The following is a 17,530-nucleotide window of genomic DNA, read 5'->3' as shown; positions in this document are numbered from 1 at the left end:
CCTTGAGAATTATTTTTTCGCAGGCGTTGCGACTCCTGGTTTGTATAGTGCCAGCAGTTCGTTCACCTTTTTACGTGTGCCGCCGTTGCTGCTTATACTGCGCCGCACTTTGACCTGAAAATGTTTCGCCGCTCGATACCATTCGCGGGTATCCGGCGTGTCATGATTCGAAATTAACACCGGGATCTGCTTACTGACCAGCTTTTCTGCCATCTCGGCCAGATGCGCCTGCTCTTTCGGGCTAAAGCTGTTGGTATGATACGCGGTGAAATTTGCCGTCGCCGAGAGCGGTGCATATGGCGGGTCACAATAGACCACAGAGTTGCTATCCGCGCGATCCATGCACTCTTCATAGGAGAGGCAATGGAACTCTGCATTTTGCGCTTTTTCAGCAAAATGGTACAACTCGGCTTCCGGGAAGTAAGGTTTTTTATAACGACCAAAGGGGACGTTAAACTCACCACGCAGGTTATAACGGCATAACCCGTTATAGCCAAAACGGTTGAGATATAAGAACAGCACTGCACGTCGGAACGGGTCCTGGCAGGCATTAAATTCTTCCCGGAACTGGTAGTACACCTCAGCCTGATTCGTTTCAGGCATAAACAGCTCACGTGAAGCCTGCACATACTCATCGGTACGCGTCTTCACGATGTTATAGAGACTGATAAGGTCGCTGTTGATATCGGCAAGAATATAACGAGAAAAGTCGGTGTTGAGAAACACCGACCCGGCACCCACGAAGGGTTCAATCAGGCATTCACCCTGAGGTAAATGCCGTTTGATGTCATCAAGCAGGGGATATTTCCCCCCTGCCCATTTCAAAAAAGCGCGATTTTTTTTCATGCTGACTAACTAATTACACCTTCTCCGGCTGTGGAGAAAGCTCCGACAGCATCCTGCGCTTTAGTCTTTGTCCCGCAATTGGGCGAAACAGCAAACCATTGCAGAACATATCCTATCTTACTTCAAATCGGCCTGAACCTGGTGCAGCGGTTTTGCCCACGGGTTTTTCGCCTGAATGTCGGCGGGTAACGTAGACACTGCACGTTTTGCATCTTCTTTAGACGCATACACGCCCGTCACCAGAACATACCACGGTTGACCGTTACGCGTCGTCTGGTACACCACGTAGTTCTTCAGGTTCTCTTTCTTCGCCCAACCATTCAGGTTGTCGTAGTTAGAGGAACTGCTGAGCTGCAGCGTGTAGTGACTGGATGGCGCTGATTTTAACGCGCCAACGTTCCCTGCACTTTTCGCACCACCCGCAACCGGTGTTGCTGTCGTTGGTGCAGGTGTTGCAGTCTGGGCTGGCGTCGTCGCGGTTGCTTTCGGCTCAACAGTCGCTTTCGGCGTAGCAGCTACCACCGGCGCTTTGGTTGTGGTCGTCGGCGCAGTTGCGGTTGGTTTAGCCTGAGCAACAGGTTTTGGCTCTGTCGGCGTCGCTTTTACCGTGGTCTGCGGCTTGCTCTTCGGCTCAATAACAGCCTGTTTGCGTTCCTGATGTGCAACTGCAGTACGTTCTGCTGGCTCAGTCTTCGCAGTCTGACGCCCTGCATTGCCATTGCGAACTGGTGCTACGGTAGCAGGTTCAGTTGGCAGCGTAGAGTTGACTACGACGTTGTTAACCTGTGCCTGACCTTGCGGCTGCGTCAGTGCATTGTTCAGATCGCCCTGAACTTCGACGCGCTGCTGACCTTCCGCTGTGGCAGGTGCCTGGCCTTGAGTCGGGGTAGAGGAAATCGGCGGCAGAGAAACATCCTGCTGCGTATTGCCAGCGGTCTGCTCAGCACCCGTCGCAGGCATTGTGGTGTTCGCCTGATCCGTCGCATTGCTGCCAGAAAGATCGATGCTCTTCTCACCAGACGCAGCCTGCTCGCTGGAAGAGGAAGATGAGGGGGCCTTCAGCGCAGAACCGATACCGACAATCAGCAGCAGAAGTACCAGAACACCCACACCCATCATAATGTACTGACGGGAGGCTGGTTTACTGACCGCTTTTTTACGCTTGCGTGGGCGACGTTCTACACGTTCTTCATCCACAACATCGTCATCAGATTCATAGTCTTCTTCAATGTCCTGCTCTTCATCACGCTCTTTACGTGCCCGCGCAGGACGGCGATCGTCGGCATCCAGATCAACATCATCAAAATTGATTTGCGGCTCATTATCGCGTTCAGACGATTGACGAGAACGACCAGTACGACGATCGCTGGGATCGGGTTTCAGCTCGTCTTCTGGTTTGAATTCATCCATTTAACACCCCACTCAAAGGTTAATGCTTACGACTTTGCACATAACCTGAAGCTAAAAGACTTACGCTTTACAACGCAAGTCTGACCTTTCTTGTTGTTACGCCTGCTGGCAATCAGCAATCGCGTTAAGAACCACCTCGTGCGACACTCCGCCGCGCACTTCACTCTTCCCTATCGCCTGCGGAAGCACTAAACGAATCTCTCCCGCCAACACTTTTTTATCTCGCAGCATGTGCGGTAAATAAGCCTGTGTAGACATTTCACGCGGCCCATTCACCGGTAAACCTGCGCGCTGCAACAGCGTAATAATGCGCTGCGTTTCAGCGGAGGTAAACTGGCCCAAACGTTCTGACGTGCGGGCAGCCATTACCATACCTGCTGCGACGGCTTCACCATGTAACCAATTGCCATAACCCATTTCAGCTTCGATAGCATGGCCAAACGTGTGTCCCAGATTCAGTAAAGCACGTAAGCCCATTTCGCGCTCGTCCGCTGCGACAACTTCTGCTTTCAGCTCACAACAACGGCGAATACAGTACGCCATTGCCGGACCATCCAGACGCAACAACGCATCCAGATTGTCTTCCAGCCAGCTAAAAAATTCACCGTCAAGGATGATGCCGTATTTGATCACTTCCGCCAGGCCCGATGCCAATTCACGCGCAGGAAGCGTTTTCAGACAGTCGAGATCCACCACCACGGAAGCAGGTTGGTAAAACGCGCCAATCATGTTTTTACCGAGGGGATGGTTTACGGCGGTTTTACCGCCTACGGAGGAGTCAACCTGCGACAACAGCGTTGTCGGGACTTGAATAAAACGAACACCACGCTGATAGCTGGCTGCTGCAAAACCGGTAAGATCGCCAATCACGCCGCCGCCAAGTGCGACCAGCGTGGTATCGCGACCATGCGGTTTTTGCAGTAACGCAGTGAAGACCGTATCCAGCACCGCCAGGCTTTTATACTGCTCGCCATCGGGAAGGATAACGCTATCAACGTTAACACCCGCCTGTTCAAGTACGCCGCGAACCTTATCGAGATAAAGGGGAGCCAGGGTTTCGTTGGTCACCAACATAACCTGATCGCCCGATTTCAGCGGTAAGAATGAAGCTGGCTCATCAAACAAACCAGCCGCGATGGTGATAGGGTAACTACGTTCCCCGAGAGTGACTGTAATCCTCTCCATTACGCGACATCCACCTTAGTTACTTGTACCCGCAGACGAGTGTGTATTCAGCCAGAATTAGTTGCTTTCCAGCATATGAATAATCTGGTTTGCTACGACTTTCGCGCTCTGATCATCGGTGCGAATGGTCACGTCGGCAATCTCTTCATACAGAGGGTTGCGTTCGTCGGCCAATGCTTCCAGAACTTCACGCGGCGGCGATTCTACCTGCAGCAGCGGGCGTTTCTTGTCACGTTGAGTACGTGCAAGCTGTTTTTCAATTGTCGTTTCAAGATAGACCACGACGCCACGCGCGGAAAGACGGTTACGTGTTTCACGTGATTTTACAGAGCCACCGCCAGTTGCCAGCACAATACCCTGTTTTTCCGTCAACTCGTTGATGACTTTTTCTTCGCGATCACGGAAGCCGTCTTCACCTTCTACATCGAAGACCCAGCCCACATCAGCTCCGGTTCGTTTCTCAATCTCTTGATCAGAATCGTAAAATTCCATATTGAGTTGTTGAGCTAACTGGCGCCCAATAGTGCTTTTTCCGGCACCCATAGGCCCAACCAGAAAGATATTGCGTTTCTCTGCCATTTTTTCGGTACTACTAAGACTATTCGTTAATGGTAAACCCGCTTCGCAGACACCCAGCGCAGCAGGACATGAACTGAAACCTCATAAGATATTGCGAGAGTCAGACTGAAAATTATCTCAATACTCAAGCGGGTTTGGCAACTGAATAAATCACCAAACCTTACGCATTTCTGGTCGTGGCAGGCATGCTACCCTGCAAACATCTGACCTGATGACGTATCGTGTAGCCAAATGACGCCAAATAAGCCTATGACACACCACCGGAAAGGCGAAGCGTATTCACTGCTGCATAAGTAAAGAAAAGTACCGACGCTCAAATCGGTACTCCTTGTATGCTAAATACACCCGCACGTCAAATCCCAGAAACGTGTTCAGCGCGAAAACAACGGGTTTTCATGCATAAGTTATTCTATTGGGACCAGTCTGGGCGTGATAAAAACCACTAACTCACGCCGCTCATCTTCTTTACCATCATGACGAAAAAAATGACCGAGCAACGGAATGTCGCCGAGTAACGGCACACTGTCAGCTGCTGATTTATTTTTATGTGAAAAAATCCCGCCCAACGCGATCGTTTCGCCGCTCTTAACCTCCACCAGGGTTTCAATTTCCTGCTTATCGATGGCCAGCACTTCACCATCCGCTTGCTGTAGCACCTGCCCGGGGACATTCTGGCTAATATGCAGTTTCAGTCTGATCCGCCCTTTCTGCAGCACGGTCGGCGTTACCTCCATCCCCAGCACCGCTTCCTTAAATTCGACGGAAGTCGCGCCGCTTTCACCGCTGGAGACCTGATACGGGATTTCACTGCCCTGCTTAATACTGGCAGGTTGCAGATGAGAAGCCAGTAATCGAGGACTGGCAATGATGTCGAGCTGCTGTTTTTGCTCCAATGCGGACAACTCAAGCTCCAGCAAACGACCATTAATGCGGCCAATATTAAATCCCACCCGCGATGTTGCAGTAGACACAGAAAGGTCGCTGGCAAGCGTGGTGACATTCCCCACCGCCCCTGGCAATTGTGCATCTGCCAGCGACCACTTAACCCCCAGCTCACGCAAACTTTTTTCATTAATCGTGACGATATGCGCCGCCAGCTCGACCTGTTCAACGGGCAAGTCCATTTGCGCCACCCACTGTTCCAGTGTGTTTAGCGCAACAGAATTGTCTCGCAGCAGTAAGCGGTTGGTACGTTTATCGACCGTTATACTTCCTTTAGTACTCAGCAGTTTTTCACCGGCTTTGGCCAACTCGGATGCATCGGCATAGTGCAAAATGATGCTGCGATGTTCCAGCGGCAAGCTGGCCTGAATCCGTGCCTGCTCGTTTTCCTGGCGGGCCGCATTTTCACTCTGCCATTGAACAGAATGCACATGCAGAATATTACCCTCCTGGCGTAATACCAGCCCGGCGCTTTTCACAACTGTCTGCAATGCCTGTTTCCAGGGCACATTCGTCAGATGCAATGACAGCACACCGCTAACATCCGGTGACACCACCAGATTTTTCTTCTCCTGCACCGCCAGCGCCTGCAGCACCTGTACAACGGGCACATCATCGACCACCAGCGTCACGTTTTGTGCTTTCCCAGCCAGCACGCTGGGTATTACGGTCATCAGCACGATGACTATCCACCGCTTCATTCGCCTCTCCTTGTCGTTGCCACTGCCACCGTGATGGCTCACAATCATTCCCTGTGTCGATAGTTACGCTTTGGGCTGTCACCTGAGATACCCTCCAGATGCCATTCAGAACATCTCGCTGCTCGACCCTCCGCCATTTGTGTTGACCATCCTGCATAAAACCAATTGAGCGTCCTCCCTGGATCACCGCCCCCTGATAACGCCATGCCGACAACTCAGCCATCCGGCAGAGATCCTCTGGCGGCTGAAAGGGATTGCGCATGCCGGTCAACAACAGCACGCTAAAACACGCGAACAGCCAGCGCTTAGTCATCATTCAGACGCTCCAGGTGTATCGTCAACAACACATCAGCATCTTCTGCACTAAGAGAAAACTGACTCGTACTCATTCCCTGTTCCGCCAGTAGGGCAAACACGTGTGGGACTGCATCCCACGCAGTTTTCAGCGCCAGTTCGCCTCCCCGTACGGAGGGCTGCCAGTGGATCAGACGTGTAAGAGAGCTTTGATATACCAATGGGGAAAAAGGAACCGGCCTCGCTTCAGAGGGAGAAAAGGGTTGTTCAACCGATGACGCCAGCAGATACAGATTGCGCCATTGATCTTGAATCGCCACGCGTTGACGGACTAATGCTGCCTGCTGCACTTTCCGTTGTTGCTCTACAGGATAAAGGCACAACAGCGCAGCCGCGATCAGAACCAACATCCAGCCGCCCCAGCACAAAAGTCGAAACCGCGGCGTCTGCGCTAACCAGCCATCACAAAGCGCCTGCATGCATAACGCTCCGTATCAGACGATAGTGAAACTGCCAGTGTCCCTGCGCATCTTGTCGCGTTTCCCCTGAGCTTCCCAACTGAAACCCAGGGTGTTTACGTAATTGCGTCTCCAGTCTATGAAGCGCAGCAACGTTCAGCGTCAGCCCTGTCAGCTCCAGCGTATCCTGCTGCCAGGTCATTCCTGTTAACCACGCCTGTTCTGGCAGCAACTCGGCCACCCCTTGTAAAACAGACTGCCAGCTTCGCATCTGTTCACGCCGTTTTTCTCTTTGTTGCGCCTGCTGCCATTGTTGTTGACGCTGTTGCAGGCGCGGCTTGAGCGCTATCAGGGTTTCAGCCCGCATTTTTTCGGCATCAGCCAGCAGTAAATCGACCCGATTATCTACGCGAGAAAGCGCGTAATAACCCAACGCGATACCCACAATAACCAGTAAAGATCCACTCAATAATGCTCCCCACCATTGCAGACGGGCATACCGCCGCGACTGACGCCAGGGCAAAAGGTTGATGTTCGCCGCCATCAGTACACACCTCCCATCGCCAGCCCAAGCGCAACAGCAAAGTTGTGGCTTTCCGTTGGAATCGGTGGCTGGCGGACGGACACCGCATTAAAGGGATCAAAGCCACCAGCGTCACATAGCGCAATATCCACAGGGCAAAGAGATAATGCCGCGGCAAGCGCGTCAATATCGTCAATTTCCCCCGTCGATTTACGTCCCCATGCCGTGCGGCTCGCCCAGAGCCATTGGGTATCGTCACGCCATGCCAGACACGATTGATGCACGGGTAAATAAGGAATTAATCGCTGCAAGGCACTGGCATCCGGCGTAATGGCCGTAACCTGTACTTTCAGGGGATGCATCAGTGTCAGGAGTGCCGATATTTCTTTGCTTTGTGCCGCCGTCACGTTAAACGCCGGGCTTAGCGTGTCTTCGCTATAATCAAACTGCAGCGCATCCGGCTCCATATCCAGTTCGCGAGCCATTGCCCCAGACAACCATGCCGTTTGCTCTGGTTCGCGTAGGGTCATTGCTGGACGGGGTAACTTTTTTTGTAACGTCCTGTTGGCAGGAAAAGAAAGGTGAATATGGTGCCTGTGCGGTAGTTCACGGCTCCACGGCAGGAGCACCGCAGTAAGCTGTTCCGGCTCACGAATGTGCCCATCGACGACAACCTGATGTGCCAGCGGCATACGCCACCAGCGTTGTAGGACCCAACCGGATGCGTCACGAACGATAGCGACAGCCAGCGCATCATGTTGCTGAATATGCAGACCAATTTTCCATATACGAAAAGCCATTGCTGATGATCTCCTTATCACCCGTTCCTTCAACGGGTATATCAATGCGTCTGGCTTGCCTTTATACTACCGCGCGTTTGTTTATAAACTGCCCAAATGCCACTAAATGGGAAATCTCCAGTGAAGTTCGTAAAGTATTTATTAATCCTTGCAGTATGTTGCATCCTGCTGGGAGCAGGCTCGATCTATGGCCTTTATCGCTATATCGAGCCACAATTACCTGACGTCGCGACGCTAAAAGATGTGCGTCTGCAGATCCCAATGCAGGTTTACAGTGCTGACGGCGAACTCATCGCGCAATATGGCGAGAAACGTCGAATTCCGGTTACGCTGGATCAAATGCCGCCGGTAATGGTTAAAGCCTTTATCGCCACAGAAGACAGCCGCTTCTATGAGCACCACGGGGTGGACCCGGTGGGGATCTTCCGTGCGGCCAGCGTCGCGTTGTTCTCCGGCCACGCCTCACAAGGGGCCAGTACCATTACCCAACAGTTGGCGAGAAACTTCTTCCTGAGTCCGGAACGTACGCTGATGCGTAAGATCAAAGAAGTGTTCCTGGCTATTCGTATTGAGCAATTGCTGAGTAAAGACGAGATCCTCGAGCTTTATCTGAACAAGATCTATCTGGGGTATCGCGCCTATGGCGTGGGTGCTGCCGCGCAGGTCTATTTCGGCAAGACAGTTGATCAACTCAGCTTAAGTGAAATCGCGGTGATCGCCGGTCTGCCAAAAGCGCCGTCAACCTTCAACCCGCTCTATTCAATGGACCGGGCAACTGCGCGCCGTAACGTTGTACTGTCGCGTATGTTGAGCGAAAACTACATCACCCAGGCCCAATACGATCAGGCACGTAGTGAAGCGATCAATGCCAACTATCACGCGCCGGAAATCGCTTTCTCAGCCCCTTATCTGTCTGAGATGGTGCGCCAGGAGATGTATAACCGTTATGGCGAGAAAGCCTATGAAGACGGGTATCGCATCACCACCACCATTACGCGTAAAGTACAGCAGGCGGCTCAGCAGGCAGTACGTAACAACGTGATGGATTACGACATGCGCCACGGCTACCGCGGCCCGTCGAACGTGCTGTGGAAAGTGGGCGAAAGCAGTTGGGACAGCAAAAAAATCACCGATACGCTAAAAGCGCTACCGACCTACGGCCCGCTGCTGCCCGCGGTTGTCACCAGCGCCAACCCACAGGAAGCGACCGCTGCGTTGGCGGATGGAACATCGGTGTCATTACGTATGGAAGGTATGCGCTGGGCGCGTCCTTATCGTTCGGATACTCAACAAGGCCCAACACCGCGTAAAGTGACCGACGTAGTACAGACTGGCCAGCAAATCTGGGTACGCCAGGTGGGAGATGCCTGGTGGCTGGCGCAAGTGCCGGACGTTAACTCCGCACTGGTTTCTATTAACCCGCAAAACGGCGCAGTGCTGGCACTGGTGGGGGGTTTTGATTTCAACCAGAGCAAGTTTAACCGTGCAACCCAGGCGTTACGCCAGGTGGGTTCTAACATCAAACCTTTCCTGTATACCGCCGCGATGGATAAAGGCCTGACGCTGGCAAGTATGCTGAATGACGTACCGATTTCCCGCTGGGATGCCGGTGCTGGTTCTGACTGGCAGCCAAAAAACTCACCGCCGCAATATGCTGGCCCTATCCGCTTACGTCAGGGGCTCGGCCAGTCGAAAAACGTGGTGATGGTTCGTGCCATGCGCGCAATGGGTGTGGATTACGCGGCAGAGTATCTGCAGCGTTTCGGCTTTCCGGCACAGAATATTGTGCATACTGAATCACTGGCGCTGGGCTCAGCCTCGTTCACTCCGCTGCAGGTTGCTCGCGGTTACGCGGTAATGGCAAACGGCGGGTTCCTGGTCGACCCGTATTTCATCAGTAAGATTGAAAGCGATATGGGTGGCGTTATCTTTGAGGCGAAGCCAAAAATTGCCTGCCCGGAATGTGATATCCCGGTAATTTACGGCGATACGCAGAAGTCTAACGTGCTGGAAAACAGTAACGTTGAAGATGTTGCGGTATCTCAGGAACAACAAAACGCCGCCGTGCCAATGCCACAGCTTGAGCAAGCTAACCAGGCGCTGGTCGCACAAAGCGGCACGCAAGAATACGCACCGCACGTCATCAACACGCCGCTGGCCTTCCTGATCAAGAGCGCGTTGAACACCAATATCTTTGGTGAACCAGGCTGGATGGGAACCGGCTGGCGTGCAGGACGCGATTTACAGCGCCATGACATCGGCGGGAAAACCGGGACAACCAACAGCTCGAAAGATGCATGGTTCTCCGGCTACGGCCCAGGGGTGGTGACCTCGGTATGGATCGGGTTTGATGATCATCGCCGCGATCTCGGACATACGACGGCATCCGGCGCGATCAAAGACCAAATCTCCGGCTACGAAGGCGGTGCCAAGAGTGCGCAGCCTGCATGGGATGCCTACATGAAGAGTGTATTAGAAGGTGTTCCTGAGCAGCCGCTGACACCACCACCGGGTATCGTTACGGTCAATATCGATCGTAGCACCGGCCAACTGGCAAACGGCGGTAACAGCCGTGCAGAGTATTTCATTGAAGGTACTCAGCCAACGCAACAGGCGGTACATGAGGTGGGGACAACCATTATTGATAATGGTGAGACGCACGAGTTGTTCTAATCTTTTGCCGGATGACGCTTCGCTTATCCGGCCTACATTTTCGGCACAATTGTTTGATATTGCTGGATTTTGTAGGCCGGATAAGGCGACATCCACCATCCGGCAATGTCGATTAAAACCGCCCCTGCCCTTTCAGCCATTCGCGTACCAGGAACAGCGCACTGACATTACGCGCTTCGTGGAAGTCAGGGTCTTCTAACAGATCCATCAAATGCGCCAGCGGCCAGCGCACCTGTGGCAATGGCTCGGGCTCATCACCTTCCAGCGACTCAGGATAAAGATCCTCAGCGACCACAATATTCATCTTGCTGGAGAAATAGGAAGGCGCCATGCTGAGTTTTTTCAAAAACGTCAGGTCCTTCGCACCGTATCCCACTTCTTCTTTCAGTTCCCGGTTAGCCGCTTCAAACACGCTTTCACCCGGATCGATTAACCCTTTGGAAAAACCAAGCTCGTAGGATTCAGTTCCGACCGCATATTCGCGAATGAGGATCAGGTGGTCATCCACAATCGGCACAATCATTACCGCTTCGCGCGTGGATGGGCGCATACGCTCATAAACACGACGTACGCCGTTGCTGAACTCAAGGTCCACGCTTTCGACTTTAAATAGCCGGGATTGTGCGACGGTTTCCACTTTCAAAATCGTGGGCTTTTGTAATGATTTGCTCATCATGAGGATCTTTGCTGTGAAATCTGGGGTTATTGTGCGATATACAGCACGGTTTCGGCAATGTGAATTGCCGTTTATTTACATTTATGTAACGTACTAAAAGTTAATCCCTATTTCAAATTAAAAGTCAATAGGTTGAAATAACTCCAGGAATTTGCTGATATTCCGTTTTTGGTGATTTTGCTATTATTCGCATTTATTGGGCTGTACTTAAAGATGCTCAAGTTCAACTCCACACTTGCCGATAGCCAACCACAGAATCACGAATATTGAACAGGGTGCGACTGACCACGCCTGACAGACTAAGTAAGATGGGGAAAGCATGAGCACCATTCTGATTTTTTTAGCTGCTTTGCTGGCCTGCTCATTGCTTGCAGGGTGGCGATTCAGATCAAAATTCAGACAACAAAAATTACCGTTGAGCAACGTCTTCTCTGACGCCTCTAAGCGTAAACTAACACCCGAAGAACGTGGCGCGGTCGAAAACTATCTCGAAAACCTCAGTCAAATTCAGCAGGTACCTGGCCCAACAGGTGCCAGTTCGGCACCGGTATCGTTAACCCTGAATGCCCAAAGTAATAGCGTCATCGTACTGACGCATTCAATTACGCGCTATGGCATCACCACCGACGATCCGAATAAATGGCGCTACTATCTCGACTCCGTCGAAGTGCATTTGCCTCCCTTCTGGGAACAATACATCAATGACGAAAACAGCGTTGAGCTGATCCACACCAATACGCTGCCGCTGGTTATCTCGTTGAACGGTCATACGTTGAAAGAGTATATGCAGGAAGCGCGCGGCTACGCCCTACAGCACACCGCATCTACTCAGGCATCTATTCGTGGTGAAGAAAGCGAGCAGATTGAACTGCTGAATATTCGTCAGGAAACGCATGAAGAATATGCTCTCAGCCGCCCGTCGGGATTGCGCGAAGCGTTACTGATTGCTGCCTCATTCCTGCTGTTCTTTTTCTGTTTAATCATGCCAGACACGTTCGTACCGTGGACCGCCGGTGGCGCGGTGTTGCTGCTGGCTGCGGGTCTGTGGGGCCTGTTTGCACCACCGTCTAAAACGGCTCTACGAGAAATCCACTGTCTGCGTGGCACTCCACGTCGCTGGGGGCTGTTTGGTGAAAACGATCAGGAGCAAATTAATAATATCTCCCTGGGTATTATTGACCTGATTTATCCACCACACTGGCAACCTTACATTGCACAGGACCTTGGCCAGCAAACGGATATTGATATCTATCTGGATCGCCATGTTGTCCGCCAGGGGCGTTTTTTATCTTTGCATGACGAGGTGAAAAACTTCCCGTTGCAACACTGGCTACGCAGCGCCGTCATTGCCGGCGGTTCGTTGCTGGTATTGCTAATGCTGCTGTTTTGGGTCCCGTTGGATATGCCAATTAAACTTACGCTTTCCTGGATGAAAGGGGCGCAAACTGTTGAGGCCACCAGCGTTAAGCAACTGGAAAAGGCAGGCGTTCGCGTGGGCGACACGCTGCATCTGAGTGGCACGGGGATGTGTAACATCCACACTCAGGGGAGCTGGAACGCACAACCCGCGACACCTTTTATGCCATTTGATTGTTCGCAGATTATCTGGAATGACGCGCGCGCCCTGCCGCTGCCTGAGTCCGACCTGGTCAATAAGGCGACCGCACTGACCCAAAGCGTTAGCCGCCAACTGCATCCCAAACCCGACGATGACTCTCGCGTCAGCTCATCATTACGCTCAGCCATTCAGAAGTCCGGCATGGTATTGCTGGATGATTTTGGCGATATTGTCCTGAAAACCGCCGATTTGTGTGCCGCCGAAGATGAATGCGTACGCCTGAAAAATGCCCTGGTTAACCTGGGTAACAGTAAGGACTGGAACGCTCTGGTTAAGCGAGCAAACGCCGGGAAACTGGATGGTGTGAATGTGCTGTTGCGCCCGGTAAGCGCCGAATCACTGGATAACCTGGTGAATACTTCTACGGCACCGTTCATTTCACGCGAGACCGCCCGGGCGGCTCAGGCACTGAATAGCCCTGCCCCCGGTGGTTTCCTGATTATCAGTGACGAAGGCAGCGACCTGGTTGATCAGCCCTGGCCGGCGACCTCGTTGTACGACTATCCGCCACAAGAGCAATGGAACGCTTTCCAGCGCCTTGCCCAGATGTTGATGCAAACGCCATTTCGCGCTGAAGGGATTGTCACCAACATCTCGACCGACGCCAACGGTACCCAGCACATTGGCCTGCACCGGATCCCGGATCGTTCAGGTTTATGGCGTTACCTTGGCACCACGCTGCTGATGCTCTCCATGCTGGGATGCGCTATCTACAACAGCGTTCAGGCATTCAGACGCTACCAGCGTCATCGTTCGCGCATCGCGGAAATTCAGGAATATTACGAGAGTTGCCTGAATCCAACGCTGCTTGAAGACCCAGAAAGCCTGATTCGATAACACGCCCGCGCGACGGAATATGCTACCCTGTCGCGCATCTTATTTTCCTCTGGGGAGTTTCCATGCACATAGATATTGCCTGGCAGGACGTCGACACCGTTCTGCTGGATATGGACGGTACGCTGCTCGATCTGGCATTCGATAACTATTTCTGGCAAAAACTGGTGCCGGAAACCTACGGCGCGCAGCAGGGTATCTCTCCCCAGGAAGCCCAGGAATTTATTCGTCAGCAGTATCATGCCGTACAGCATACGCTAAACTGGTACTGCCTGGATTACTGGAGCGAACGTCTGGGTCTGGATATATGCGCCATGACAACCGCACAGGGACCACGCGCCGTACTGCGTGAAGATACGGTACCGTTCCTTGATGCCCTAAAAGCGAGCGGCAAACGTCGTATTTTGCTCACCAATGCGCATCCGCATAACCTGGCGGTGAAGCTTCAGCATACCGGTCTGGCCTCACACCTTGATTTATTACTTTCCACCCACACATTTGGTTATCCCAAAGAGGATCAGCGGTTATGGCACGCTGTCGCTGAAGAAACGGGAATGAGTGCAGAGAAGACGTTGTTTATTGACGACAGCGAACCAATTCTCGACGCCGCTGCTCAATTCGGCATTCGTTACTGCCTCGGCGTAACCAATCCCGACTCAGGTACAGCGGAAAAACAGTACGCACGCCATCCGTCACTGAATGACTACCGCCGACTGATCCCCTCACTGATGTGAAGGAGACGCCATGAAAGAGAAGCCCCCTGTCGAAGTCAGGCTGGATAAATGGCTGTGGGCAGCACGCTTTTATAAAACGCGCGCAGTCGCCCGCGAAATGGTTGAAGGCGGTAAGGTGCATTACAACGGGCAGCGCAGCAAGCCGAGTAAGATTGTCGAGCTAAATGCCACCCTCACCCTGCGCCAGGGAAATGACGAACGAACGGTCATTATTAAAGCCATTAGCGAGCAGCGTCGCCCGGCAACTGAAGCCGTTATGCTGTATGAAGAAACCGCGGAAAGCGTGGAAAAACGCGAAAAAATGGCGCTGGCGCGTAAACTTAACGCGTTAACCATGCCGCACCCGGACAGGCGACCGGACAAAAAAGAGCGCCGCGACCTGTTACGATTTAAACACGGCGACAGCGAGTGACTGTCACCTGCAAGAGAGATGATTATGCCGCAACATGACCAATTACATCGTTATCTGTTTGAAAACTTTGCCGTGCGCGGCGAACTGGTAACCGTTTCGCAAACCCTGCAACAGATCCTCGAAAATCATACTTACCCACAGCCGGTCAAAACCGTGCTGGCGGAGCTGCTGGTTGCCACCAGCCTGCTGACCGCGACGCTGAAGTTTGCCGGTGATATCACCGTACAACTGCAGGGCGACGGTCCGTTGAGCCTGGCGGTCATTAACGGCAACAACAACCAGCAGATGCGCGGCGTGGCTCGTATACAAGGCGATATCCCTGAAGATGCCGATCTGAAAACACTGGTTGGCAACGCCTATCTGGTGATCACTATTACACCGGAAGAAGGCGAACGCTATCAGGGCGTGGTCGGTCTGGAAGGTGACACGCTGGCGGCCTGCCTGGAAGATTACTTCATGCGTTCAGAACAGCTGCCGACGCGTCTGTTTATCCGCACTGGCGACGTCGACGGTAAACCTGCTGCTGGCGGTATGCTGTTGCAGGTCATGCCAGCGCAAAACGCACAGGCAGATGATTTCGATCACCTTGCCGCACTGACAGAAACCATCAAAGCCGAAGAGTTGCTGACGCTGCCAGCCAACGAAGTTCTGTGGCGTTTGTACCACGAAGAAGAAGTCACCCTCTACGATCCTCAGGATGTTGAGTTCAAATGCACCTGTTCACGCGAACGCTGCGCGGGCGCTCTGAAAACGCTGCCGGATGAAGAAGTTGACAGCATTCTGGCAGAAGAAGGTGAAATCGATATGCACTGCGATTATTGCGGTAGCCACTATCTGTTTAACGCCATGGATATTGCAGAGATCCGCAGCAACGCCTCCCCTGCCGATCCACAGGTGCATTAATCCCCGTTTTGCCCGGTGGCGCAACGCTTATCGGGCCTACGGTAAAACTTTTGTCGGCCGGATGAGGCGCTCGCGCCGCCATCCGGCAACAGATTCACTCATTGTAATAAGTCATCGGCAGTCGTTTGCCATTAATGGTGATATCCCGCCAGACTCTTGAAGCCGAATCCAGTTGATGATTCGCCAGCGCCTGCAGCAGTTGATCCTTATTGAATCCCTCCGGTAGCCGGGCTGTCGCGATCAACACCCATTTGTTTTCCTTAACGCCAAAGACCAGGCTCTCCCCATCGCCAAAAGCATACAATACTTGCTCGGGCTGCCCATCCGCGTTGAGATCCTGATCCACCAACACACACGCATCCTGCTCAATACAGGAGGCGATCCGGTAGCGCTGCCCCTTTAAAAACGTCCAAAACGCGTCATCGGGCTTCTTGCTTCCCGGTGCAATCATCACCTTCGGCGCTAACTGCGTTGCTGTCAGCTCATTTACCGGATCGCGATGCCCCCGCAGGATGGCATTTAAATCACGCCTGCGCTTGCTGTCTTTGTTGAATGCATCGTCTTTTTGCAATGCTTCCAGTGCGGCGCGACCGGGTTTTCCGCTGTGATCCAGCATATACAGACTGACCTGGTCAGCCGTAATTTTCCCGCTGTAGTAGCGCCCCATATGGCTGTTGACGCTAATACGCCAAACATCAATGACCGGCGACGTCAGCAGAATCAACAGGCCCAATGTCAGGAGCGAAACGCCAAGAATGACCTTTCCCTGAATATCGAGCGGGTTGCCTCCAGCGCGCAAAATACTGACCAGATAGCCGAGGGACCACACCAGTAATACAAAGACCACCAATGCGCCATACAAACGCTCAGGCGTCCAGCCATACTGATGAATTCTCAGCCACATTGCCCAACTGGCAATCAGCATATAGAGAGGAGCAACAACCAGTGAAGCGTTAATCAAGTAACATAATGCGCCAGGATAAGGTAACGCCTCTTTGTGCGGCTCGCGCACAATGGCCATCAGCAACAGGAAGATCAGCGTCAACGTGGACATCAGGCCAGCCGCTGACACGCGCTGTGAGATAGCGTCCAGTCCGGTAAAAGGCAGGGTCATCATAAACATCAGCGCTAACAGTGCAACCAGCGGGAGTAAACCTGTGGCAAGGAACGTCAGCAACTTTTGCACCGCAGCAACCAGACGCGACTGCGTACGTGCCAGCACTACTGCCAGTGCGGTGATCAGACCTAAAGCCAAATAAACAAACCAGTCAGTCTCAAAGAAAAGCGTGTTGAAGAAGGTGATTCCGACCAGTTGAAACATTTCACTCCACAGCAGGAGCACCAGCCAGAACAGGCCGTTGGCCACAAAAGCGATCAGCAGCGTCAGCGAGTTAAGCCACAGGTAGGTATAAAACTGCGGATAGCGAGCCTGTTCACGACGGGCATGAAGTTGATATTGAATCCACGGCAAAGCCAGCATCGCCATCAACAGTAAGCGCCAGCCGTAGGCAAAAAAAATGTCATCCTGCCGCCATCTGTCACTGTCTGCCACACTCCATTTCAGCCACACACTCATCGCCAGCACAACCACACAGATCAACGCCATCCAGCACCATAGAGCACGTTGCTTAAATGAGACGACAGTCAGCAAAAGCGCAGAGGAGAGCGCAATCGTTACGGGCATCCCGTAGAACAGCCAGTCACTGTTCTGCGGCGCAAGATACGCCATCAGCAGGTAGCACACACACCCTTGTAGCAGTCCGATAAAGATCATGCCCCAGCGGGTCGTTGGTGAAAGCTCAACACTGTCCATGTCGTTTTCCAGAAAGAAGAGAAAATCTAATTATCGCATCAACTTCACAAATATGAGTATTTGTCGGTCCATTTCGGAGCCCAACTGCGCGAGGTGAATCGATATTGTTTATGTTTGAGTTACGTTTTT

The 17,530-nt window shown here is 52.6% G+C and carries 16 protein-coding genes; 5 read left to right on the top strand and 11 right to left on the bottom strand.

Features of this window, described 5'->3' with window-relative positions; all coding sequences use genetic code 11:
- Positions 1-9: 9 nt before the first annotated feature.
- The 9 genes from dam to HV041_RS21945 all read right to left on the bottom strand — a co-directional run bounded on the left by dam (position 10) and on the right by HV041_RS21945 (position 7,738).
- Positions 10-846: an adenine-specific DNA-methyltransferase gene (gene dam, locus HV041_RS21985; RefSeq protein WP_048213543.1), complete on the bottom strand. Its 837-nt coding sequence runs from the start codon at positions 844-846 to the stop codon at positions 10-12.
- 117 nt (positions 847-963) lie between these two features.
- Positions 964-2,256, bottom strand: a complete 1,293-nt coding sequence (damX, locus tag HV041_RS21980) for a cell division protein DamX (RefSeq protein WP_086523480.1) — start codon at positions 2,254-2,256, stop codon at positions 964-966.
- Between the two features lie 96 nt (positions 2,257-2,352).
- On the bottom strand, positions 2,353-3,441 hold the full coding sequence (gene aroB / locus HV041_RS21975) for a 3-dehydroquinate synthase (RefSeq protein WP_048213545.1): 1,089 nt from the start codon (positions 3,439-3,441) through the stop codon (positions 2,353-2,355).
- 57 nt (positions 3,442-3,498) lie between these two features.
- Positions 3,499-4,020: a shikimate kinase AroK gene (gene aroK, locus HV041_RS21970; protein ID WP_003023552.1), complete on the bottom strand. Its 522-nt coding sequence runs from the start codon at positions 4,018-4,020 to the stop codon at positions 3,499-3,501.
- 404 nt (positions 4,021-4,424) lie between these two features.
- Positions 4,425-5,663 carry a DNA uptake porin HofQ gene (gene hofQ / locus HV041_RS21965; protein WP_121585144.1) on the bottom strand — a complete coding sequence of 413 codons (1,239 nt, stop codon included), beginning with the start codon at positions 5,661-5,663 and terminating at the stop codon, positions 4,425-4,427.
- Complete coding sequence (locus HV041_RS21960; RefSeq protein WP_075551437.1) at positions 5,575-5,979, bottom strand: HofP DNA utilization family protein; 405 nt, start codon at positions 5,977-5,979, stop codon at positions 5,575-5,577. The genes hofQ and HV041_RS21960 overlap by 89 nt, the downstream gene beginning before the upstream one ends.
- Complete coding sequence (locus HV041_RS21955; protein ID WP_048213547.1) at positions 5,969-6,436, bottom strand: hypothetical protein; 468 nt, start codon at positions 6,434-6,436, stop codon at positions 5,969-5,971. The genes HV041_RS21960 and HV041_RS21955 overlap by 11 nt, the downstream gene beginning before the upstream one ends.
- Positions 6,420-6,959: a PilN domain-containing protein gene (locus tag HV041_RS21950; RefSeq protein WP_048213548.1), complete on the bottom strand. Its 540-nt coding sequence runs from the start codon at positions 6,957-6,959 to the stop codon at positions 6,420-6,422. Before HV041_RS21950 ends, HV041_RS21955 begins: the two co-directional genes overlap by 17 nt.
- Positions 6,959-7,738 carry a hypothetical protein gene (locus HV041_RS21945; protein ID WP_048213549.1) on the bottom strand — a complete coding sequence of 260 codons (780 nt, stop codon included), beginning with the start codon at positions 7,736-7,738 and terminating at the stop codon, positions 6,959-6,961. The genes HV041_RS21950 and HV041_RS21945 overlap by 1 nt, the downstream gene beginning before the upstream one ends.
- A gap of 120 nt (positions 7,739-7,858) precedes the next feature.
- On the opposite strand from HV041_RS21945, the gene mrcA reads away from it, so the two are divergent.
- Positions 7,859-10,411 (top strand): peptidoglycan glycosyltransferase/peptidoglycan DD-transpeptidase MrcA, encoded by a 2,553-nt coding sequence (mrcA, locus tag HV041_RS21940; protein ID WP_161958613.1) that lies wholly within the window; start codon positions 7,859-7,861, stop codon positions 10,409-10,411.
- 112 nt (positions 10,412-10,523) lie between these two features.
- On the opposite strand, the gene nudE is transcribed toward mrcA, so the two are convergent.
- Complete coding sequence (nudE, locus tag HV041_RS21935; RefSeq protein WP_048213799.1) at positions 10,524-11,084, bottom strand: ADP compounds hydrolase NudE; 561 nt, start codon at positions 11,082-11,084, stop codon at positions 10,524-10,526.
- A gap of 322 nt (positions 11,085-11,406) precedes the next feature.
- Between nudE and igaA the strand changes: the two genes are divergently transcribed.
- The 4 genes from igaA (at position 11,407) to hslO (ending at position 15,588) form a co-directional block, all read left to right on the top strand.
- Positions 11,407-13,542, top strand: coding sequence for an intracellular growth attenuator protein IgaA (gene igaA, locus HV041_RS21930; protein ID WP_048213551.1), 2,136 nt, complete (start codon positions 11,407-11,409; stop codon positions 13,540-13,542).
- Between the two features lie 62 nt (positions 13,543-13,604).
- A complete protein-coding gene (yrfG, locus tag HV041_RS21925) occupies positions 13,605-14,273 on the top strand; it encodes a GMP/IMP nucleotidase (protein ID WP_048213552.1) in 669 nt (222 codons plus the stop codon).
- 10 nt (positions 14,274-14,283) lie between these two features.
- Entirely contained in the window at positions 14,284-14,685 is a 402-nt protein-coding gene (gene hslR, locus HV041_RS21920; protein WP_048213553.1) for a ribosome-associated heat shock protein Hsp15, read from the top strand.
- 24 nt (positions 14,686-14,709) lie between these two features.
- Positions 14,710-15,588 carry an Hsp33 family molecular chaperone HslO gene (gene hslO / locus HV041_RS21915; RefSeq protein WP_121585509.1) on the top strand — a complete coding sequence of 293 codons (879 nt, stop codon included), beginning with the start codon at positions 14,710-14,712 and terminating at the stop codon, positions 15,586-15,588.
- A gap of 94 nt (positions 15,589-15,682) precedes the next feature.
- Here the strand turns inward: hslO and HV041_RS21910 are convergent, their stop codons facing one another.
- Positions 15,683-17,401, bottom strand: a complete 1,719-nt coding sequence (locus HV041_RS21910) for a DUF4153 domain-containing protein (protein ID WP_121585146.1) — start codon at positions 17,399-17,401, stop codon at positions 15,683-15,685.
- Positions 17,402-17,530 lie beyond the last annotated feature (129 nt).

Source organism: Citrobacter sp. RHBSTW-00029 (genome assembly GCF_014104295.1).
Taxonomy (GTDB): Bacteria; Pseudomonadota; Gammaproteobacteria; order Enterobacterales; family Enterobacteriaceae; genus Citrobacter; species Citrobacter youngae.
Note: the sequence above shows the minus strand (reverse complement) of the source record. Positions and strands in the feature narration are given on the sequence as shown.